This window comes from Vibrio sp. ZF57, assembly GCF_001691235.1.
In the GTDB taxonomy this organism is placed as follows: Bacteria; Pseudomonadota; Gammaproteobacteria; order Enterobacterales; family Vibrionaceae; genus Vibrio; species Vibrio crassostreae_C.
In genome coordinates, this window is record NZ_MAKD01000019.1 from 88,432 (window position 1) to 111,376 (window position 22,945).

Consider the following 22,945-nt stretch of genomic DNA (forward strand, 5'->3'; position numbering starts at 1 on the left):
AGCCCTTTAGTATCGGAAAGATGCGAAATAGTAAGAGAGGTTTTTGATCTCATCGTCGGTCAACTTGCCGGCGATATTGCCCATCATGTTTAAATCATCACCCTTACGAGTGCCGTTTTTCCAAGCGTTGAGCTGAGTCTGAATGTAGTCGGCATGCTGACTCGCTAGGCGAGGAAATTTGTCTACGCCCATACCACTTGGTCCATGACAGGTAGCACAAGCAGGAATGTTTCGATCCCAATCACCTTGGAATACAAGTTTACGATACGGGTTATCGATATCGGCTTGTGAGCCGCGTTGTTCTAAATCGGTGAAGTCGTATGAAGGTAATGAAGCGAAGTATTCTGCAACTTCACGACGAATCGCAGGATCAGACACACCATCAGCCATGCCTTTCATGATCGCGCTTTGACGCTCACCACTTGAGAATAAGACTAGTTGATGTTCTAGGTAGTCAGCATTGAGCCCTGCAAGCATAGGTGCGATGTTGGGCATGCCTTTCCCGTCGGCTTGGTGGCAACCGCTACAGGTTTCTGCGGCTTCTGGCATTGGATTGGGTGCTGCTTGTGCAAAACCGGATAAAGAAAGGCTTCCCAGAGCAGCGATGCAAAGCGTTAGAGTTTGAGTTTTTATGTTCAGCTTAATCATGAGGCGTCGCTATTGGTTGTAATGCACGCATTTTCGACATAATTGGTTGCTCGCGCTATTGTGGATTTCCACATTAATTCACTTGGAACTTGAGGTGAGTCTCACATTAATAACCTCAATCACCATAGTGGTATTGATGTGGATTTCGATAGGCGAATCCAACTGCCGTTAACGAAGTGCAAGGGAACTGCCATGTTCGCCTCGGTATAACTGCTTGTTAAGGCTCTTTTATGGCACCGATTGTATAAGCATAGCTGCTTTATGGATGCGGGCTAAAAAAGTTGTGGTGAAATGAAGATTACCTAATGGTTTTGGGTTGATTACTCTATCTAGAGCGGATGCTTTATGTAGATTGGGTACTTTATGTAGATTGGACGTTTATCCAAATAGGGTGCTTTTCTAGATCAAGAGGACGAAAAAACAGGGTAACCTCGAATGACGAAGTTGCCCTGTTGTGTTCTCATCTGCAAATCAGATAAAGAAGTGTTTTGACTCAGTGATTAAGTTATAGCTTGCTGAGTTTAAGCTAGACCTTGTAGATCTTAGCCGGAAGCGCTTGTCTTGCTGCTGCGCCCACAACCCAATCCAACATGACGCCTTTTCCTTCTCTCGTCGGGTCAATTAAGCCAATATCATTGATGTTAACGCCATCGTTCGACTTCATCTTCACAGGTTGTTGTGTGTCACCGATCCAGTGCGCACGCTCACCGAGTTCTTTATGACCAAAGCCGTGTTCAAAGCCTAATGTTCCCGGTTTGATGCCATCAATCACCATCGCCAACGCATGTGTGGTTGAGCTCGGTGTTTCAATCGCAAACACGTCACCGGTTTTGATACCCGCTGAAGAGGCGTCTTGCGGGTGAATGTACACCGGGTTCACACCCTTGATTGATTCTAAGCGTGGTGACAAGTTAGACACCGCACTGTGAATATTGGACTTAAAGTTGGTTAGGGTGAACGGCCACTCTTTTGCTGGGAACTGCTCTGCCAAAGGTGTGCCGTCTGCAAGCTTTTGTGGATACCATGTCGGGCACCCCATGTACTGCTCGCCACTGATGGTGTTGCGAGAGGTACCAAGCTTTTCATTCCAAATAGCCAGTGGTTTGGTCCATTTGTACTTCATGGTTTCATTGGTGTAGGCATTGGTTGCGTCTTCAAAACGACCGCCACGCGCAAAAATGTACGCTACTTTGAGCATCTCTTCAGGCTTGAGCGTTTTGTTCATCACAGGCACTAGGCGCTCAAGACCAGACCAAACAATATCTTCCGCATCCACATTCGGCACGCCACCTTTTACGAACGCTAAGTTAGCAGCCGAGCGCAGGTAGAAGTCTTCAGCGCTATGAATACCGTGCCAGTTACCTTGATTGTCTTTGATTACGTTGTCGCCGAAGCCACCTAGGCCAAGCGTTTTCGCTAGATCAATAAAGAAGTTCTCTAGGTTGATGGCACGTCCGTCTTGAGTGCGGGAAGTTTTAGGCTCAACAATCGGCCAACGAGCGGTGATCGCTTTGGTCGCGACACCATGCCAAGGTGTTGCCATGCCCCAGCTCTCGTAGGTCACTGTGTCTGGCACTAGGTAATCCGATAAGGCAGTCGTTTCATTGATAAAGGCATCGATAGACACGATCAAGCCAAGCTGTTTGGGATCTTTAAGCTTCTCGCCTAGCAGGTTGTCTAAGCCTGGGACACCATATAGTGGGTTCGCCATGTGGTTGATCCACGCTTTTGCACGGTAAGGGTAACCGTCAATCGCAGCTGATAAGTGCTCAGTTAAAAGCGGAGCTGATATTGGGTACCACGGCGCGCGGGTCGGGTAAGGTGACTCGCCTGCGGCAACGCGACGTTTGTATTCGCTGGTGTTTTGATACGGGAACTTGCTGCGGGACAAGAATACACCTTGAGGCTTAGTCTTACCCTTGAACTTGGTAAAGTCGTAACGTGGACCTGCAACCGAAGTTGGGTAGCCGCCCGCTTTCGCCATCGCGCCACCTTTCGCGTTGATGTTACCGATCAGCGCGTTTAGCATCAGAATAGAGAACGAGTTGTAGAAGCCGTTGGTGTGCATGTTGCCACCGTGAGTATCCACGACTGCTTTCGTCCCGTAGCTGGTGAAGCGTTTTGCCAACGCAATAATTTGGTCCTGCGGGATCTCACACTGCTCACTGTAGTATGCAAGGTCATATTTGAAGGCTTCTTCCTTCAATCTTTGCAGAGAAGACTTAACACGAACAGTCTGACCATTGATTTCTACGTCTTGATCGACGAACAGAGCCGCTTCATTCACCTGAATATGTGACGCCAATAGTGACGTTGTCACATCTAGTGCGATAAATCCGTCATCGTCAGACATCGGTTCGCCTGTTTCTAGCAAACCCATATCCGATGCGCGAAGCATGCGCCCGTTTTGTGGGTGTGCTTCGTCACTGATCACAAGGTGTGAAGCATTACACCAATGCGTGGTGCCTGCTTTTTGCATCGCTTGTGCGCTTGGGCGAGACAAGAAGTCGTGATTGTATCGTTGGTTCTCGATGATCCATTGGATCATACCCAGCACTAATGCTGAATCGGTGCCCGGTTTGATCGGTAGCCAGTTGTTTCGATCGCCCGCAGCAAGGCTTGAAGATCCTGCAGGAAGGCTCGGAGTCACTATGGTGTAGCTCAGTTTTCCGTTGGTACGAGCTTCAGCCAGCTGTCTTGCTTGGCGCTTAAACGGGTTACCCGCTTGAGCTGGAGACATACCGATGAAAAGAATGAACTCTGCGTTGTTGAAGTCGGGCTTTAAGTGCGAGAACTTGTCTAGATCGTTCATGATCGCGCCTGAACCTGCGCGGAACGCGTAGCCACAGTAAGATCCATGGTGACCAAAGTTACGAGTGCCGTAGCTGTTAAATGCAAAGCGCTTCAAGATGTCGTCACGGCCTTCATTACCGGCATTAGTCACAAGCAGTTGGTTGGCTTTTGGTCCGTATTCAGGGTTGTTCGGATCGAGTGGTGTTTCGATGTCGCGAATCGATCGTAAGCCTTCAACTTCGCCTTCACCGAACAAGTCACCACCTTCGGTGATCTCAGAGATAAGCTGTTCGTAGCTGATCGGTTCCCACTTGCCTTCACCACGTTTACCAACACGTTTTAATGGTTGTGTAATTCGGTATGGGCTGTTTTGAATCTCTAACATGCCATTACCACGGGCGCAGGCTGTCGAGCGATTATTGATGCCTGACTCACCAGACAAGCCAATGTAGGCGTCTTTTACCGGTGTTTTGAACGGGATTTGCTGATCACTTGATAGCGGGTGATACGGGTTGCCAGAGATACGTAAGATCTCGTCATTGCGATTATCGATACGTACACGCAAGCCACACAGTGTCCAACAACCAAAACACATTGAGGGTGCAACGCGTTGGTTTGGATTCGGCGAAATCTTACCTTGCTCATCGACACTGTATTCCGTCTCTAACGAATTACCGTGATGGATGTGATTGGTTTTCTTACCTGCGGTGCCATCGATAGCACCGTGAACCATGTGCTTTGTGGTTGTCGCATAACCTGCAGCAAAAGCTCCAACACCACCGGCAGCAAGGCCTGTTTTCAAAAATTGACGACGTTTGTTATCCATGATGATTCCTCAGACTACAAGCTATGTGAGCGGTTAAGTGGTGATGATGTGTTTTGGTTTGGCTTAGATGCTGTCTTTGTCGCAGAGCCAGTTGATCTTGACGATCCAGCAGACACGATTTCAGAGGCGAACAACGCAAGTGCTAGCCACAGGCCGCACATGCCAACGATGCCAAGTAACTCAGCACTACCCATTGGTAATTCATAAGGGAATGGACCCACATCAAAACGAGGAATGGTTTGAACTTCCATCATGGTGACCCAACGTACCGCCCATGCTGAAACTATGGTCGCAAGCGCAACACAGACAATTCCTAACTTGCTTTGCGATAGGCGTTGTAGTGGCAGCACTAAGATCATGCACAGCAAAATGCTGGTGGTCATGATGCCTAAATTGATGCCCCAAGCATCGTTCTCATACAGGCTGAAGTGACCATGATTAGATGCCCAAATCGACGTAAGAATGATGGCAAGGCCACCGGTTAGGGTAATCGTTCTTTGTACCAGAGCGAGGTCTGTTGGTTTTAAGCTTGGCTTGGTGGATGGCAGTAGAGCCCAAATCAATAGGGTTAAACCCGTTGCAGCAAAGAACGCTGTCGTAAACCAAAGCAGCGGAGAAGCCGGTTGATGCCAAAGCGGTCGGCTCGCCAAAATCGCAATTTCTGCGCCTGTGTAAAGCGCGATGCTTAGGCCCGAAATAGCCGTCACAGCAGCGAGCGCAATCATCAGCTTTGACGATATTTGCCATTGACCTAGCGTCAGCCAAGCCAAACGTTTTAGAAGTGGGTTTTCACTCTCTTTGAGCTGTGCGATGTCATCACGCAGGTAAACCCAAGCCGTCGCGACAGCCAGACCAGAGAACAGAGGTAGAAACAGAGAGCCCAATGACATCCATGACCAAGGTGTGATGTGAGCATAGAAGTGCCACGCACGTCCCGGTTGGTGTAAGTCTCCAGTGAGGGCTAATGGCCCAACAATCGCGCCGATTGCCATCACAAGCACAAGGGCTGCACGAAATTGATGACTGGTTGAATTTTTAAATATCAGGGCAATCAAAAACAGAATCGCAGCCGCGTAAGCCGAACCTATGTAGAAGAAATATTGAACCGCCCACGGTAGCCAAGCGATCTCTTGAGCGGGGACTAACACCTCAGTGATATTCATGCTGTCTCTCCTTGTTTGCCTTGTGTCGCGATTGCCAATTCTTGTTTGCTAGAGGATGAGTTATCGATGGCGGCTGGATCATAAATCGCAGGTTGGCCTTCAATGTGGCTAACGAATCGCTCGTTCATGCCGATATAGAAAACATGGGGGTTGGTATTCTGCTCTGGCTTAAGCACCTTGATGTCGTCTCGATTTTCATTGAGTAGGCGGTTTATCTCACTGTTTGGATCTTTGAGGTCACCAATGACACGCGCGCCACCAACACAAGTTTCTACACAAGCGGGCAGTAAGCCGTCTTCAAGGCGGTGTGCACAGAAGGTACATTTGTCTGCGGTAAGGGTGTCGTTATTAATGAAACGAGCATCGTAAGGACAAGCTTGAACACAGTAAGCACAGGCTACGCAGCGTTCGTTGTCGACCATCACTATCCCATCTTCACGCTGGAAGGTCGCTTGAACAGGACAAACCTTGATGCAGGGGGCGTTGTCACAGTGATTACATAGGCGAGGTAACATGAATGATTTCACGTCTTGTTGAGCCGTCGAACCATCATCAAGGGAGACTTCATACTGTTTTACGGTGGTTCTGAACTGGCCAATTGGCGCTTGGTTTTCAACGCTACAGCCAACAGTGCACGCCTGACAGCCAACGCACTTACGTAAATCAATCGCCATGGCGTAGCGTTTGCCTATTTTGCCTTTGCGGTCAGGTTGGTTGTTATTGCGAATGGCTGTGCTTGCGACTGCGGTGTTGATTCCGGCAATGGGAATGAGCGCAGCACCAGCGGAAACCTTGCCGAATTGGCTGAGAAACCGTCTTTTCAATGAGTCCATAGAGGTACCTATAAATGGGTATTCGATCTGTTAGGCTCATTGTCAGATTTTGGGCGTACGCGGGGTATTGTGGATTTCCACATACCCAGATCAAAGTTGATCTAGAACAAATGTGGTTTTACCAATCTAGCTGTTATGCTTTGTTTTAGAGGCTTATTTAAGGCGCTCAAGCATGAGCTAAGCGCGAAACACGCCGCTGACATAAAATGAATTGAGAATAAATTGAATAAACAGTCCGTTTGGAGAAAGAGATTTCAGTGACAGTCAGAAACCTAATGACAATCGTTGGCCTTTGTTGGTTGAGCCTAACCGCAGGCGCGTGTTTAGCGGCTCAATCGGAGCAAGAGATTGCAACGACAAGCACTGTTGAGTCTGAGCAAATCATAGAAGTTGGCGTGTTGGCGACTCGAGGTAAGCTTTCCGCACAGCAGCGTTGGCAGCCGACAATGGATTGGTTGTCGGAGCGCATTCCCGGAAAACACTTTGTTCTCAAGCCTTTCAACTTGGAAGAGATGGCCGAAGCGGTAAAAGATGTGACTGTTGATTTTGTTATCACCAACCCCGGTCAGGCGGTTCGATTAGGACGCCAGTATGCGCTTTCTTGGATGGCAACCATGACCAGTCATAACTTTGAAGCTCAAGGCACCAGTAATACACGCAGTATTGGTTCCGCCTTGGTGGTGAGAAGAATGTCGCCTTATATCTCTCTCGAACAACTTAGCGGTAAGCCGATTGCGGCAGTCTCTGAAAATGCTTTTGGTGGTTACCTCACTATGCGTTACCAAGTGATGCAACAAGGGCTCAACCCCAATCACTTTTTCTCTAATACTCAGTTCTTAGGTTTCCCTATTGATGCCAGCTTGTATCAGCTGCGTGAAGGGCACATTGAAGCTGCGGTGGTGCCTGCGTGTTTGGTTGAGAGCATGATCAGCGAAGGTTTGCTGGTGGCGGGTCAATATCGTGTTATCGAGAATCAAGCACCAGAAGGGTTCCGATGTCAGGTGTCTACACCTTTGTACCCTAACTGGTCGTTTGCCAAAACAGAGAGAGCGTCTTCGGCACTGGCGAAACAAATGAGTCAGGTGTTATTTGCGATGCCAAAAAGCAGTGCGCCAGCCGTTGCAGCGAATGCATCGGGCTGGACGTCACCCACAAGCTTGCTGTCGATCGATAAGCTATACCAACAACTCGACATGCATCCACTGCAACAACCTTGGTGGAAAGAAGCGTTAATCTGGCTCAAGTACAATCAACAGTGGGCATGGGCGTTCTTTATTCTTGTCGTGTCGCTGAATGCTTACCACTTCTGGTTGGAATACAAATTCAGTCGCAGCAAAAAGCAACTAGAAGCGACGCTGTACAAGCTGAAAAGTAAGAGTGAACAGCTAGAGCACTCACAGCGTATCGCGGTAGTTGGTGAACTGGGAAGTAGCTTGGCACACGAGATTAATCAGCCTTTGGCAGCTATTCGGAATTATAGCGAAGGTGGTTTACTGCGGATTTCGAAGAACAAACCGCTGACTGACATAGAGCCTGTATTTGAGAAGATACAGTCTCAAGTGGACCGTGCTGATGCGATTATCCAGCGCCTAAGAAACATGATCAAAAAACGCTCATCAGATAAATCTCAAACTGATATAGAGGTGCTTCTTACAGATACCATCGAGCTACTGCAATTTCGATTACAGAAACACAAGATAACCATTGAACGTTATGTTGTGGGTAAACCTATCAAGCTACATGTTGACCCTATCGGATTGCAGCAGGTAGTTGTAAATTTGATCAACAATGCGACTGATGCGTGTAATGCTCAGATGCATCGCGAACAAAGCGCTACGTCTGATATTGGTAACAAAAGCAACGAACCATCGACAATTAAAGTGATTACCGAGTATCAACCGGATAAAATGATACTGTCGATTATCGATAATGGCACCGGTTTAGATTTCACTGAGCAACTAGTCACTCAAGCCTTTGTGAGCAGCAAAGAAAACGGCTTGGGTTTAGGGCTGGCGATTTGCCAAGATGTGATTGAAGACCACAGTGGCCAAATGGCCATCAAATCATTAACTCCTCACGGCTGTCACGTCGCAGTGACGTTACCTTTTTCTCTTTCAAATGATTGATAAGGAATCTTGTTATGTCTGAACTTCATCAAACGTTGCCGGTCTATGTGGTTGATGACGATGAGTCGATGCGTGACTCGTTGGTGTTTCTATTAGAAGAGCATGATTTCACTGTGTCAGCTTTTGAAGATGGTCCCAGTTTTTTAGACTCAGTGGACTTGAGTGCGCCGGGGTGTGTGGTGTTAGACAGTCGAATGCCAGAGATGAGAGGGCAGCAAGTTCATGAGTTGATGGTGAAAGCGCAGAGCCCACTGTCGGTGATTTACCTGACGGGTCACGGTGATGTGCCAATGGCGGTTGAAGCCTTACAAGCCGGCGCGGTGAACTTCTTTCAAAAGCCAGTTAAAGGCAGTGAGTTAGCTGAGGCAATCAAACAAGGTTTGGATGCTTCTGAAAAGCATTTACACATGAATGTTTATCGCCAAGCGTATACGTCGTTAACTGAGCGTGAGATAGACATCCTCAAACAAATTATCGACGGTAAGCGTAACCAGAAAATAGCCGATGAATTATGTATCGCGATGAGAACGGTAGAAGTACACCGAGCGAGTTTAATGAAGAAATTCTCAGCGAAGACAGTTGCTGAGCTGGCTTACATATACGGCCAACTGAACTAACTACAGCGACACGAAATTGTTGATAGGTATTCATCAATTTCGTTGTCTTTGTTTAAGGCTATTTTATTGAAAGATGGTCTTCATTATCGAACTCTATTGAAGCAAGATCACACCATTTATGGAGTGCATAACGATAGGTCTTAGTAGACTTTTGATCGCTATGTATTCCTGAGATACTGAACTGAGTTCATTTTAGGGCGGAACGTTTTAATAACGGCGCTTTTCCCTGTAATTAGAAACATACCATTCACTATGGGTTGATCACTTTCCCGATATCGGGGCTAGTATCAGCCGAGTTAGGTTAAAATATTTTATGAGTACAATGGGAATCGCAATTGGTGCGACGGCTCTTTCGTTAATACTTGTCGCCGTGTGGCTGATCTCTTTATCGCTAAGAAAGCAGCGCTTGGAACAAGAACGTAAGGCTCGTGCTGTCGCTTACCGAAAAGCGATTGAAAAAGCGCGCATACAAGAGCAAAAAGAGCGTCACTTCAAAGCCGAAACCGGCCATGTACCGTCGATTCTGTATTTGGCAAAAGAAGCGGAACGTAACAATATTAAGGAAGCTCTGTATTGGTACGACAAAGCGGCGCAACTCGATAATATCAATGGCATGTACGGCATTGTGCGCCTAAGTATGAAGCGTAAAGAAGACCTGATTTTAAGAGAGAAAGCCAACTTTTGGCAGTTAGCAATCTCTGCTTTAGACAATGACGTATCGGCGAAATTCGAGGTGGGCAAAGCGCTCGTCTTTGGTCGTGGAACCGATAAGAACATCCCTAAGGGTTATACCTATATTGAAGAGTCTGCGGCTGGTGGTAATACCGAAGCGATGCTGTTTATCGGTGACTGGTGTCTAGATAAAGAGAATCCAGATTACTCGGCTGAAAGCTCTGTCGAGTGGTACCAAAAGGCCGCTGAAAAAAACAACCTAGACGGCAAGATCAAACTGGGTATGAGCTATTTGAACGGTGTTGGTGTTGAACCGAATCACGGCGAAGCGGTGTACTGGTTTGAAACTGCCGCAGAAAAGAACAGTGCAGAAGCCATGTTTAGAGCTGGCGAAGCTTGGATTGACCATGGTGAACACGGCAACGCGATTGCTTATATCTGGCTATTTTTGTCTGCTCATTTTGGCTACTCAGAAGCGAAGCATTTGCGGGATAAAGTTGGTGGTGAACTGGGTGTCGATGCCGTCGTGGGCTTACAAGCTCTGACTAAGCCGATCATGACTAAGTTGACTCAAGAAGCGATCACTAAGCATTCAATCATTAAAGCGCTCAATAAGCTCTACAAGCGCAATATACCGATCCCTAAGAAAGTGAAAGAAGCGTCTGATGAAGAAGGTGAGGCATTAAAAGTAGATGCGAGCCATCTAGATACTCAAACGGCGAGTGCTCAAGATACGAATGTTGATTACAGCCAACAACCTAATTCCGAGCAAGCATCAACAGAGAGACAAGCGACCCCAAATAGTGACCCTCTAGACTTCAGTCAGGCAGCCGTGGATCCAAGCTGGAAAAGCAACCACTAAAACGTGTTGGTTAGCTTTGATGAGTTAGACAAAAATGACTGAAGCTATAAATCTATAAATCTATATAGCTTCTAACCGTAATCTAGAAAACCAAGACAACAAAAAAGGGAAGCGAATGCTTCCCTTTTTATTTGTGTGCTATTTGCTTTTAGAGCTTAGAGCTTAGAGCTTAGAGCTTAGAGCTAAAGCCTAATACCAAGAGCTGTTAAGCTTTGTTTTGCTCAGCTTTACATACAGCCGCAGTGAACACTACGTCAGTTGAGCTGTTAAGTGCTGTTTCAGCCGAATCTTGAATCACACCAATGATGAAACCAACCGCTACAACCTGCATCGCTACATCGTTTGAGATACCGAATAGGCCACAAGCTAGAGGAATCAGTAGCAGTGAACCACCGGCAACGCCTGATGCGCCACATGCTGAAATTGCAGCAACAAGGCTTAGTAGAATCGCAGTGAAGATATCAATCTCAATACCCATTGTGTGTACAGCTGCAAGCGTTAACACAGTGATGGTGATTGCAGCACCCGCCATGTTGATGGTTGCGCCTAGAGGGATTGATACAGAGTAAGTATCTTCATCTAGCTCTAGCTTCTTACAAAGGTTCATGTTCACTGGGATGTTTGCAGCGCTTGAACGAGTGAAGAATGCCGTTACACCAGACTCACGAATACATTGCAGTACAAGTGGGTATGGGTTCTGTTTTGTCTTTACAAAGACAAGCAGTGGGTTAACGACAAGAGCAATGATCAGCATTGAGCTTAGTAGAACCGCTAGTAGTTGACCGTAGCTTGCTAGTGCATCGAAGCCCGTTGTTGCGAATGTAGTCGAAACAAGGCCGAAGATACCGAATGGCGCAAGACGAATAATGAAGCGAACAATGTGTGAAACACTGTGGCTAAGGTCTTCGAAAACCGCTTTGGTTGTTGCAGATGCGTGGTGCAGTGCAAGACCAAGACCGATAGCCCAAGCAAGAATGCCGATGTAGTTAGCGTTCATTAGTGCGCTAACTGGGTTATCTACAAGCTTGAATAGAAGCGTATGAAGAACTTCTGCAATACCTTGAGGAGGGTTAGCACCTTCAGCGCCAGCAACCAGTGTCAAAGTGGTTGGGAACATGAAGCTCAGTACTACAGCAGTTAGTGCTGCAGAGAACGTACCAATCAGGTAAAGCACAATGATTGGACGCATATGAGTATGCTGACCTTTCTTTTGGTTTGCGATAGAAGCTGCAACAAGAATGAATACTAAAATTGGGGCAACAGCTTTCAGAGCACCAACAAACAGACTACCTAATAGGCCTGCATCTTGAGCTGCTGAAGGAGAAACCATGGCGAGAACGACACCGAAAACAATACCAGCAAGGATCTGTAGAACGAGATTTCCACGAGCGATGCGGGCGAGCATGTTGTGATTTTGCATAAAATACCTGCAATTGTTAATTTATTATAGTGATGTATTTTTTTATAAAGTTGTACCAAATCCAACTATACACTAGTGGAATGGGCGGTCATATTAGCGGGATCTAAGAGGGTGTCTAGGAATAGTTTACTTTTAGGGTGATTGTTTGCGCTACGTGGTGTTTTTAGAGCTAAATGTTAATCAAATGTGTTTTGATTGAGCTATAAATCTACAAAATGACATTTAATAGACTCAATATACTGTAAATTTGGAAATGTAAACGACTATTGGTAAGAACATTATGTGCATAAATAGTCACACTAAGACCAAATTGAAACAAAAAGCCCCACGTGTTTAACACTAAGGGGCTAAGCTTGTCTCAAATACAACTTATAGTCGTTAACTTAAAGGTTTAGTCAGAAGCTTTTTTAAGATTTCGACTTTCTGATTGAACGGTTTTGTACATCTTCGAAAGCTGCTTACTGTTAGCACGTTGCTCTGCCAATGAGGCACCATTTCTGGCTTGCTCTCGCAATAGCTTTTGATAGTTATTAAATCGTCTTTCAGACAACTCTCCACTCTCAATGGCTTTGCGTATTTTGCATCCAGGCTCTGATTCATGATGGCAATCAGAGAAACGACAGTGCATAGCTAACTCTTCGACATCAGAAAAGGTTTCGCTTACCCCTTCGGCGCAGTCTGCAAGTTGCAACTCTCGCATTCCTGGCGTATCAAGCAGTAAGCCGCCCGATGTCAGTAAATGCAGTGAGCGTGACGTCGTTGTGTGTCGACCTTTGCTGTCGTCTTCACGAATGCCACCAGTTGCCTGCGATGCTTCACCTAGCAATGAGTTAACCAAAGTCGACTTACCCACACCAGAAGAGCCCATTAGCGCGACGGTCTTGCCGATTTTACACCAAGGTGAAAGTACTTGGGTTGAGTCTTGATCTAGGCTGTTGACCGCTTCGATCATCAGCATCGGGTCTAAGCTTTGTACCTGTTGTACTTTGTCTTGGTAGTCGTCACACAAGTCTTTCTTGGTCAGTACGATAACCGCTTTAACCTGTGCTTCATTGGCGAGTGCTAGGTAGCGTTCGATACGGCTTAGATTAAAGTCATTGTTTAACGAAACCACGATAAACACGGTGTCGATATTGGCTGAAATGTACTGCTCCGCCACACGACGACCTGCTGCTTTACGGCTGAAGAGAGACTGACGCTCAAGTAAGCGGTCGAATTGTAAATCAACGTTTAATATCACCCAGTCGCCAACCGTCATTGCGGGTTGGTTTTGATGAACGGGTAGAACGATTTCGCCTTGTTCTGACGCAAGCGTATAACCGCTGCGATGGTGCGCGGTAATGCGAGCAATGACGGAATGGTCATAGTCTTCGAGTGTCAGTTGTTGTTGGAATACAGGTTGCCATCCAAGTTGTTGAAGTGACATTGGATGAGAAAATGCGTTTTGTGAATTCATGTCTATTTACCCAGACGTGCGAGCTTTCTTTTCTTATGAGAGCATTAACGTCTTGTAAGATCTCAGGTTGTTGATGAGATCGAAAAGCGTTAGTCATATCAAAAAGCGTCGAGACGTCAAAAATGTTTTGTGCTTGGGTCGAATTCAAATAGATAGGACCCCGGATTTAGTCATGCGTTGTTGGGCATGCAGGTATTGATCACTTATGATCAACAGTAAACCGGGTAAAAGTGTGCGGTCGTCAATGGATGACGATAAGTTGGTAGATCGGTGTTTAAGTTTGATTAACCAAACAAATTAACGCGTTACTTTTACTGCCAGTTTTAGTGTGTTCATTACAATCATCTTCTATTCTCCTTGGTTTATTGATGTGTTCAGGCTTTGAATAAAAAGCGCGCTCAGTTTAACAAAAAGCCACGATGGCGAGAAGTCATCGTGGCTTAATTTATTTCATTGATTATGAATCCGATTAGTGATGATCGTGATTCATCTTTTTCATGCCGCTCATTACTTTCTTAACCGGCGCGTCAAAGGTTTGCGTTTCACCGTTAGCGAAAGTCAGAGTCATTTCGATCTGCTCACCTTCTTTTAGACCATCTTTTAGGTCGAACAACATGATGTGTAGGCTACCTGGCTTTAGTACCGCTTCACCATTTGCAGGGATTGTGATTTGTTGAACTTGGCGCATCTTCATTACGTCGCCGTCAACGATAACATCATGAAGTTCTACCTTTCCTGCTGCTGGCGTTGTCGCAGAAACAATAGCGCGATCTTTATCGCTGTGGTTCATCAGAGTCGTGAATACCGCGCTGTTCACTGCTGAAGGCGGTGTTGCACGAGCGTACGCGTCATGAACCATAATGTCGCTATTAGCGTGAGCAAGGGGAGTGAGCAATAAGCCTGCTAGAGCAAGTGCTTTTAACTTCATGTTGTTGTCCTTAATTTTTATGTTTTGGTCTGGGACCTGACTTTTTTGTTCGAACTTTATTGGTTAAGTTCTTTATTTTTACGTTTTACTGCGTCAATTGGTTGATGGCCTCAACAATCGGCGCTGGCGTTAACGTATGCGGCACTTTGGTAATCAAGGTACCGTCGGGCTTTAAAAAATAAAAATATGAGCTGTGGTCAAGGGTGTATTCCAACTCTGAACCTTCCAGCTTGGTCTTTCTGAAAATAACACCGTAGTTGTGTGCAAGCGTGGTTGTCACATCCAAAGGACCACTTAATCCTTCCATCATTGGGTGGAAGTATTGTGCGTATTCGTATGAGGCCTCTGCTGCATCACGCTCAGGGTCGAGAGAGACAAACATCGGGCGAATCTTGGCTTTTGCTTCATCAGAGACTTGGTTAAGTGCTCCGGCCAACATAGCCAAAGAAGTAGGGCATACATCTGGGCAACGTGTGAAACCGAAGTAAACGATGCGAATTCTGTCATCGGTTTGGTCAAAGATTTCCGTTGGTTGGTTGTCTTTGCCGAAAAGAGTCGTTGCGGAGAACTCTTGTTTTGCAGCGTGTTGTTCTTGAACTTCGTTTTGCCCATCAAGATAGCTTTTGACACCAAAGCCAAGTACAAAAGCGACAACCAATGCTAACGACCAATTTCTACTCATCTTGCCATCCTTATTGCAGGTTTTACGGTTTCAACACCATCGGTGAGCTCACCAAGCCAAGTCATGTGATCCATGGTACACACGGGTAAAATGACATCACCTTCATAGATGTTGTTACCAGTATTTTTTAATTGGAAACGTGCTGAGCCCATTTCCATCTCTAAACCGGTCAGCGATAGCATCAAGGTTTCAGAGGCCGCGCCTTCCCACACCACTTTGATTTTTGTTGGGACTAGAGGTTGAGCTGTTTCATGCTCAAGGGTCATAGCAACGCTGTCTTGCTCACACCATGTTGTTGAAAGCATGCAGTAGTCATCTAAGTTGACGTCAGGAGAGTGGCTCTCTACTACCGATTTAAATTGCTCGACTGCCTGTGGTCCATAAAAGCCAGCGACCAGCGCAATACCGAGCGCAGCAACCTTTAATGCTGGGTGCATGTCGTGTTCTCATTTGATTTTATAAGAACGGCGATGGTATCACACCACTCAATACGTGCTTGTATCAAAAAGCAATTTTGTGCGTATGGTAGAACTAAAAAAGCGAAGCCTTTGGCTTCGCTTTTGTCTGTTGAATAGATATGTGAGCTTAGTATTTCTAAGTTCTATCCATTCTGAACATGTTCCAGAAATACGTTGAATGATTAGTCAGCGTTACGCTCTGCGAACTTCTCCAGGCCTAAAACCAATGCAATCGCAGCAAACATCATCACAATCGCCATGACCAACTGAGAAGGCTGAGAGGTTACCGCTTCAAAATCAAACGGTGATAGGTTTTCTTGAATCAGAGGAACTTGTTCACCTTTTGAGTTTGTGCGCCAGCTGATGGTCTCTTTCCAAGGCCAGATCTTAGGCAGCGTACCGATCATCAAACCGATTAAGAATACCAATGTGAAGTCGCGGAATGAACGCAATAGCCAAGACAGTACATGTGAGAAAGTCAGCAGTCCGATCACACAGCCCGCAAGGAATAGCGCAAGTACATCGACTTGAAATGATTTAACGGCGCCAAGCACGGGGCCATACATGCCAATCAGGAGCAGAATAAAGCTGCCTGAAATACCGGGTAAAATCATCGCGCAGATAGCAATCGCACCCGCAATCAATACGTTGATGCTGGTTGGTTCCATTTGCAGCGGTTTAAGCACGGTAATGCTATAAGCGAAAGCAACGCCAAGCAGCAAAAACACGAAGCGAATCATATCGCGTTTCTCTACTTGCTTAAGAATATGGAAAACCGAGACCAAGATCAGGCCGAAGAAGAAAGACCACAGTGGAACAGGGTGGGTGACTAATAACCAAGAAATCAATTTTGCGAATGTCGCAATGCTCGTGAATACGCCCGCGAACAGTGAAATTAGGAAGAAACCATTGATGTGATTAAACGCGGCTTTGAAGCCTTCGCGTTTCCATAAGCCAAGTACGCTAGGGTTAATTCTGCGAATGCTTTCTAGCAGCGTATCGTAGATACCAGTGATGAATGCGATGGTTCCGCCCGACACGCCAGGAACAACGTCTGCTGCGCCCATAGCCATGCCTTTGAAAAAAGTACTTAAGTAGTTCATTGCTTCATAGAGTTGAGGATGATTTTGTGCAGTATACAAACTTTAGTGTAAAAAAAGTATGAATATGCTTTTGGGGAAGGGCTTTTATTACTCTATTAATTGTTAGGCAATAAGTTGAATTGAATATTTGCCTAACATTTAGATAACAACCACTTAGTGATTTGTCATTAACAGCAGCGATGAAACAGATCTCTTATCGATATTGCATCTTGGTTGCATTATGCAAATGCACTTTGCAATTCGCATGACAAATTCATGGTTTTTATGCGATGCAGGGCTTATAAAACGTCGAATAAAAGTTGGCACGCTAACTGCATTATATACATTGACCCTTCTTAAGCCGAGGGTCACCTAGCCAACTGACGTTGTTAGTGAACTTATGATTTGTTCACAAATATATAGAGCCAATCGCGATTATTGCGGTTGGCTATTTTTTTGCCTGTCGTTTGGTAAGTTGCTATTTTCCCATGTCCCAAGCAAAAAAAAGCTAGCCACCATTGGCGACTAGCTTAAACTTTTCTCGAATCTCGAATCTCGAATCTCGAATCTCGAATCCGCTTTAGTATCCCATCAACTGCAGCAAGTTTTCCGCTGTGCTGATTGCTTCTTTACGGTTAGCAATGTTGAGCTTTTGGTAAAGGTTACGGATGTGAGTCTTGATTGTGGTACCCGCTACATCGAGTTCTTGAGCGATCTGCTCATTACTGAATCCTGAATAGATCAGACCAAGCACTTGCCATTCACGCTGAGTGAGTGGGCTAGTACGCACCAGCTCAGGAATATTCGGGTGATTAACCAAGTTCTCAACAAAGTCTTCATCGAAATGCACCGAACGACTGCGTTGCGTAGTTGAGATATCCTTCATGATTTGTTGTGCGCGGTGACGTTCTAAATCACCTAAGCCTGGCTTGTTGCTCAACTTATCTAGGATATGCCCGATGGTCCCACCGTCTACTAAGAAGTTACCGACCATACCGGTTTGGTTAGTCATATGAAGCGCTTCTTCAAGCAGTACTCGTGCGCTGTCTTCATCGTTAATTTGTGTACGTAACACGGCTTCAACGATCAAGTTGCGGTTGGTGTCGGTAATCAGGTGCGAACGCTGGGCTTCACTCTTAAGGAAGGTCAGCGCTTCTTCCGCGTCTTCATATTGCTCAAGGATGATGTGAGCACGAACGATGTTTCGCCACTGAAGTTGGCAGAAGTGGTTACTTGCCGATTCAGGTCGAACCGCCACACTCAGCCAATCACGTATCGCCTCTTTATCGCCTTTTACTTGCCAGAAAAGAATCAAAGACAAAGAAGCATTTGCCGTCCAATCTACGTGGTAAGTCGATTGACGCAATAGGTGCTGAATCTGGTCGATAAATTTCGACGCTTTATCAATCTCGCCGCGGCTCAATGAAATACGAGCCAACATAGAATAGCTGTGCAGGTGTTTACTCGGAGAGTGGTGACCAAGGATATCTAAGCCTTTGTAGCAACACTCTTCCGCTTCATCTAGTCGGTTCCAACACCAGAAGATCTGAGCGCGAACACGCAGCAAGAACTCATGCAACGGCACATATTGAAGCTGATGTTCTTCAATCAATTTGAATGCACTGTCTTGTAGTTCAAATGCAGCTTGAACATAACCTTGAGCAATCAAGATTTCGCTTTGTTGCAGAATCGCCCACAGAGCCTGATGGTAAACCTGATATTGGCGAGCCAGCTTCTCGGTTTGTTGCATCATTGGTAGAGCACGGCTCAGATTACCCATTACGTGATTCACTTCGCCCACAACCGAGGTTGCAACAATGCGGCTACGATAAACTGTGGTGTTCAGTTGGCTCAATGAAAGCTCAGCCAATTCCAATGCTTTCTCAGGCTCATTGCTGTTGATGGCAACTTGGGCGCGCAAGGCGTTGTATTGGCCTTGCTGCTGAGTATCGAGCTCAATGTTTCGAGCTTGATATTGAGTCTCAGCCTCTTCCAACAAAGTACCCACTTGGTCATAACGGTGCTGACTTTGTGCAAGCCAAGCGCGCAACATCGAAAGCTTTGGCTCACTGTATAGTTGATCTGTGGTTAGCTGTTTGATCGCCATTTCTAATGACGAAAGCTCACCTTGGTTGAACATCGGCCAACCGTGCTCAGTCAGGATTTGAATGATCAGTTCTGGATCTTCAGCGCGCTGTGCGTGACGTAGTGCTTGGTGTGGTGTGTTTTGCTTGATCCACGCTTTTGCAGCACTTCGATGCAGTTCAGCTTCTTGCTGAGGAATTCGAGCTTGGCGCTCATGTGCGAGGAATTCACCAAACAAGTTATGGAAGCGATACCAGTTCTTTTCACCTTCAAGCGGGTAGATGAACAAACCAAAACGGTTGAGTGATTCGATCATACCTAACGCATCTTCACGCTGTGTAAGTGCACACACAAGCTCATCGTTGAAGTGATCAAGCACAGAACATTGCATCAAGAACTGTCGGGTTTCTTTGTCTAGCAGGTCGAATACTTCTTCAACCAAGTAGTCCCAAAGATGGGCGTGATTAAAGTGAGAGAACGACTCTGCGGACTGTGCAAGAGTGCGTTTTTGGTGTTGTGCTTGTAGCGCGATAAGTTGCAGTGCAGAAGGCCAACCTTCTACATAACTACAAATGCTATCTGCCGTCGTGTCATCAATGCCGTCGGCTACGCGTTGGTTGAAAAAGCGTGTGGTTTCTTCGGTATCAAACGCCAACGAGTCATTACCTAATTCGATCATTAAGTCACGAACGCGCAGGTTTGCTGTACCAAGTGGTGGCGTACCACGACTGGTGACAACCAACGTTAGGTTATCGGGCATGTGTTTGAGGAAGAAGCGCATGGCTTCGTGGATGTCGTCATTGTTGACCAAGTGATAGTCATCCAACACCAGAAAACACTCGTGATGGAATTCCGACATCTCGGCAAATACTTCACTTAATAAAGAATGCAGCGATGAAAACTGTCGTTTTTCTGCCAGCTTTTGGGCATTCGGACAGGCATTTTGAGTCGCTTTATTAAGTGATTGAAGTAGGTAGTTGATAAAGCGGAAGGCATCGTTGTCGCTATCATCAATGCTGTACCAACCCACATTGGGTTTATCTACCAACCATTGTGCAGCCATGGTGGTTTTGCCGTAGCCCGCTGGAGAGCGGAACAACACAAGCTTATAGCAATCTGCATTGTGAAGCAGATCGAGAACCCTAGGTCGTAGGATTGCATTATGTAAGCGGCCGGGACGAGTCAGTTTCGAAGGGATCCACATATCGAAGTTTTACACCTATTCCGTGGCTATGTTCTGGAATATCCCAATCTATCGTTGAGTGCACTCCAATGACATGAGCCTAATTACTTAAGTCTTTACTCATATTACGTGAAGCCAAACGTTACCGACTACGATCCTCCTCAGAAACCTTGCACTCCTGCATGTTTTTGGGTGTCTACGCCCTTTATTTGAGACTTTGCTCACGTTGCGGGTTGGTTTGTGAATGTGACTTCGTTCATCCCTACACGGGAATCTATGCAAAAGATGAGAGTTGGAAATTATTTTCGTGATCTGAATATCAGATTTGACAATGACTTTAATCTGGTTAAATAAAAGTCACATCAATTGAAGTTAAGTTATCGAACGGGAGCTTGTGATCTTAGTCACTCCAAGTTTTTGTTCTCAGTCAGAACATGAGAGTCAGATCACTAACCCTAAGTCGGTACGCCCCCTACGCCCTCCCATCTACTCCTAGTCAGTTGCATTAGCGGGAGGATGTTTAGTTTATGGTGACCATGCACGATATGTCACAGATGAATTAGAACTATTAAAAGCGAGATTTCTGAAATGAAACCAACTCAGCAAAAAACTTTCGATAAAGTGTCATTCCAAGAGAGTGTTAAGAAACATTTATCTGCAACCTACGCAACAACCGTTGAAACAGCAGACAGCCGTTCATGGTATCTAGCAATGGGTCGTGCTCTTGCAGAGCTAACGACTTTTGACCTGCTAGAAACTGAAAATGATGAAAAAATTAAGAACGCTAAGAGCGTTAACTACCTATCACTAGAGTTTTTGATTGGTCGTCTAACAGGTAACAACCTGATCAGCATGGGTCTTTACGAACAGATCACTCATGCAATGGAAGAGCTAGGTCAAAACCTAACTGACCTTCTAGAAGAAGAACGCGACCCATCACTAGGTAATGGTGGTCTTGGTCGTCTAGCCGCTTGTTTCATGGATTCTTGTGCCGCTCAAGAATATCCAACAGTGGGCTACGGTCTTCACTACGAATACGGTCTATTCAAACAGTCTTTCCAAGACGGTCGTCAACAAGAAGCTCCTGACGCATGGCGTGGTGTTGAAGGTTACCCATGGGAAGTGGCTCGTCCAGAACTAGCACAACACATTGGTTTTTACGGTCATGTAGAAGTTGAATACATCGACGGCAAAGAAGTTCGTACTTGGGTTCCGGGTATGGAAGTGAAAGCAATGCCTTGGGATCTACCTATCGTAGGTTACGAGTCAAACACGGTTTACCCATTGCGCCTTTGGGAATGTCAGGCAATCGCACCATTCTCACTAGCAAGCTTTAACAACGGTGACTACTTTGAAGCACAACACTCGCTAATCGATGCAGGTAACATCACTAAAGTACTTTACCCGAACGACAACCACGAGAAAGGTAAGACACTGCGTCTAATGCAGCAGTACTTCCACTCAGCAGCGTCTGTTCGCGATATTCTACGTCGTCACGAAGCAGCAGGTTTCTCTCTAGAAGATCTGCCTAAGCAAGAAACGATTCAACTGAACGATACGCACCCAACGATCGCTATCCCTGAATTGATGCGCATCCTGATCGATGAAAAAGGTTTAACTTGGGACCAAGCTTGGGAAATCAGTGCTCATACGTTCGCATACACGAACCACACACTACTTCCAGAAGCACTAGAGACTTGGTCTGAATCACTGATCAAACGTCTTCTTCCACGTCACATGGAAATCATTTTTGAAATCAACCACCGCTTCATGCAAGAAGTTCGCAAGATGTGGCCTGGTGACGGTGAGAAGCAAGCGAAGCTTTCTATCATCCAAGAAGGTTTCCACCGCATGGTTCGTATGGCAAACCTATGTGTGATTGGCTCTTACAAAGTAAACGGTGTAGCTGCGCTTCACTCTCAACTGGTTAAGAAAGACTTGTTCCCAGAGTTCAACGAAATCTTCCCAGGCAAACTGACTAACGTAACGAACGGCATCACGCCACGTCGTTGGTTGAAGTTCTGTAACCCAGGCCTATCTACGCTAATTACTGGCAAGATCGGCACTGAGTGGCCAGCAAAACTTGAGCAGCTAGAAGGCATCGCTAAGTTTGCAACAGACGCGAAATTCCAAAAAGAATTCATGGCTGTTAAGAAAGAAAACAAACAGCGCCTTGCTGATTGGGTTCAAGAGAACATGGGTATCGAGCTAGATACTAACGCTATCTTTGACGTTCAAATCAAACGTCTTCACGAATACAAGCGTCAGCACCTAGATTTGCTACACATTCTATCTCTGTACCACCGTATTCTTAACGAACCTGGTTTCGAGTGTGAGCCACGCGTATGTTTCTTCGCAGCGAAAGCAGCACCGGGTTACCACCTAGCGAAAGAGATCATCTTCGCGGTTAACAAGATTGCAGAGAAGATCAACAATGACCCTCGCATCGGTAACAAACTGAAAGTGGTATTCATTCCTGACTACCGTGTAAGCATGGCTGAAATCATCATCCCTGCAGCAGACGTTTCTCAGCAAATCTCACTAGCGGGTAAAGAAGCATCTGGTACGGGCAACATGAAGATGGCTCTAAACGGCGCGCTAACTATCGGTACGATGGATGGTGCAAACGTTGAGATTCGTGAAGAAGTGGGTGATGAAAACATCTACATCTTCGGCCTAGACGTTGATGGTGTTCAAGCTCTGAAAGCTCAAGGCTACAACCCATACGACTACTACAATGCAGACCCACTACTGAAAGCATCTCTAGACCTACTGACTGGCGATGAGTTCACTCCAGGTCAACCAGGCCTTCTACGTGCAACGTTTGATAGCCTGCTAGACGGTGGTGACCCTTACCTATGTCTTGCTGACTTCGCATCTTACGTGAAAGCGCACGAAGACATGGGCACGCAATACAAAGACCAAGCAGGTTGGGCTAAGAAAGCAATTCTTAACACAGCATTGGTTGGTAAGTTCACATCAGACCGCTCTATCCGCGACTACGTGAACAACATCTGGAAACTTGAAGCGGTTAACCGTTAATACTTCCAAAGTAGCCAAGGCAGTTTCTGCCTTGGCTCAATTAGCTTGTGAGCAAACGAAAGGCTTAAA

15 protein-coding genes are annotated in these 22,945 nt (G+C 46.0%); 4 read left to right on the plus strand and 11 right to left on the minus strand.

What is annotated here, in order from left to right:
- Positions 1-6 precede the first annotated feature (6 nt).
- The 4 genes from A6D97_RS02670 to dsrO form a co-directional block, all read right to left on the minus strand.
- Positions 7-648 (minus strand): c-type cytochrome, encoded by a 642-nt coding sequence (locus tag A6D97_RS02670; RefSeq protein WP_048610546.1) that lies wholly within the window; start codon positions 646-648, stop codon positions 7-9.
- A gap of 526 nt (positions 649-1,174) precedes the next feature.
- A complete protein-coding gene (locus A6D97_RS02675) occupies positions 1,175-4,267 on the minus strand; it encodes a tetrathionate reductase subunit A (protein ID WP_065583780.1) in 3,093 nt (1,030 codons plus the stop codon).
- Between the two features lie 14 nt (positions 4,268-4,281).
- Positions 4,282-5,430, minus strand: coding sequence for an NrfD/PsrC family molybdoenzyme membrane anchor subunit (nrfD, locus tag A6D97_RS02680; protein ID WP_065583781.1), 1,149 nt, complete (start codon positions 5,428-5,430; stop codon positions 4,282-4,284).
- Entirely contained in the window at positions 5,427-6,263 is an 837-nt protein-coding gene (dsrO, locus tag A6D97_RS02685; RefSeq protein ID WP_017070609.1) for a sulfate reduction electron transfer complex DsrMKJOP subunit DsrO, read from the minus strand. The genes nrfD and dsrO overlap by 4 nt, the downstream gene beginning before the upstream one ends.
- Positions 6,264-6,520: 257 nt before the next feature.
- Between dsrO and A6D97_RS02690 the strand changes: the two genes are divergently transcribed.
- The 3 genes from A6D97_RS02690 (at position 6,521) to A6D97_RS02700 (ending at position 10,540) form a co-directional block, all read left to right on the plus strand.
- Positions 6,521-8,389: a sensor histidine kinase gene (locus tag A6D97_RS02690; RefSeq protein ID WP_065583782.1), complete on the plus strand. Its 1,869-nt coding sequence runs from the start codon at positions 6,521-6,523 to the stop codon at positions 8,387-8,389.
- Positions 8,390-8,403: 14 nt separating this feature from the next.
- On the plus strand, positions 8,404-9,006 hold the full coding sequence (locus A6D97_RS02695) for a response regulator (RefSeq protein WP_065583783.1): 603 nt from the start codon (positions 8,404-8,406) through the stop codon (positions 9,004-9,006).
- Between the two features lie 313 nt (positions 9,007-9,319).
- On the plus strand, positions 9,320-10,540 hold the full coding sequence (locus tag A6D97_RS02700) for a tetratricopeptide repeat protein (RefSeq protein WP_083190205.1): 1,221 nt from the start codon (positions 9,320-9,322) through the stop codon (positions 10,538-10,540).
- A gap of 205 nt (positions 10,541-10,745) precedes the next feature.
- Here the strand turns inward: A6D97_RS02700 and sstT are convergent, their stop codons facing one another.
- The 7 genes from sstT to malT form a co-directional block, all read right to left on the minus strand.
- Positions 10,746-11,960 (minus strand): serine/threonine transporter SstT, encoded by a 1,215-nt coding sequence (sstT, locus tag A6D97_RS02705; RefSeq protein ID WP_004732110.1) that lies wholly within the window; start codon positions 11,958-11,960, stop codon positions 10,746-10,748.
- A 391-nt stretch (positions 11,961-12,351) separates the two neighbouring features.
- Positions 12,352-13,416, minus strand: a complete 1,065-nt coding sequence (rsgA, locus tag A6D97_RS02710) for a ribosome small subunit-dependent GTPase A (protein WP_065583785.1) — start codon at positions 13,414-13,416, stop codon at positions 12,352-12,354.
- Between the two features lie 469 nt (positions 13,417-13,885).
- The gene (locus A6D97_RS02715) at positions 13,886-14,344 is read right to left on the minus strand and encodes a copper chaperone PCu(A)C (RefSeq protein WP_065583786.1); all 459 of its coding nucleotides are present in this window, start codon (positions 14,342-14,344) and stop codon (positions 13,886-13,888) included.
- 85 nt (positions 14,345-14,429) lie between these two features.
- On the minus strand, positions 14,430-15,026 hold the full coding sequence (locus A6D97_RS02720) for an SCO family protein (RefSeq protein WP_065583787.1): 597 nt from the start codon (positions 15,024-15,026) through the stop codon (positions 14,430-14,432).
- A complete protein-coding gene (locus A6D97_RS02725; RefSeq protein ID WP_017064235.1) occupies positions 15,023-15,463 on the minus strand; it encodes a hypothetical protein in 441 nt (146 codons plus the stop codon). The genes A6D97_RS02720 and A6D97_RS02725 overlap by 4 nt, the downstream gene beginning before the upstream one ends.
- Before the next feature lie 203 nt (positions 15,464-15,666).
- Positions 15,667-16,587, minus strand: coding sequence for a DUF368 domain-containing protein (locus A6D97_RS02730; RefSeq protein ID WP_065583788.1), 921 nt, complete (start codon positions 16,585-16,587; stop codon positions 15,667-15,669).
- A gap of 559 nt (positions 16,588-17,146) precedes the next feature.
- Positions 17,147-19,855, minus strand: coding sequence for an HTH-type transcriptional regulator MalT (gene malT / locus A6D97_RS02735; protein WP_017067440.1), 2,709 nt, complete (start codon positions 19,853-19,855; stop codon positions 17,147-17,149).
- 567 nt (positions 19,856-20,422) lie between these two features.
- Here malT and A6D97_RS02740 point away from each other — a divergent pair.
- Positions 20,423-22,876: a glycogen/starch/alpha-glucan phosphorylase gene (locus A6D97_RS02740; RefSeq protein WP_065583789.1), complete on the plus strand. Its 2,454-nt coding sequence runs from the start codon at positions 20,423-20,425 to the stop codon at positions 22,874-22,876.
- Positions 22,877-22,945 lie beyond the last annotated feature (69 nt).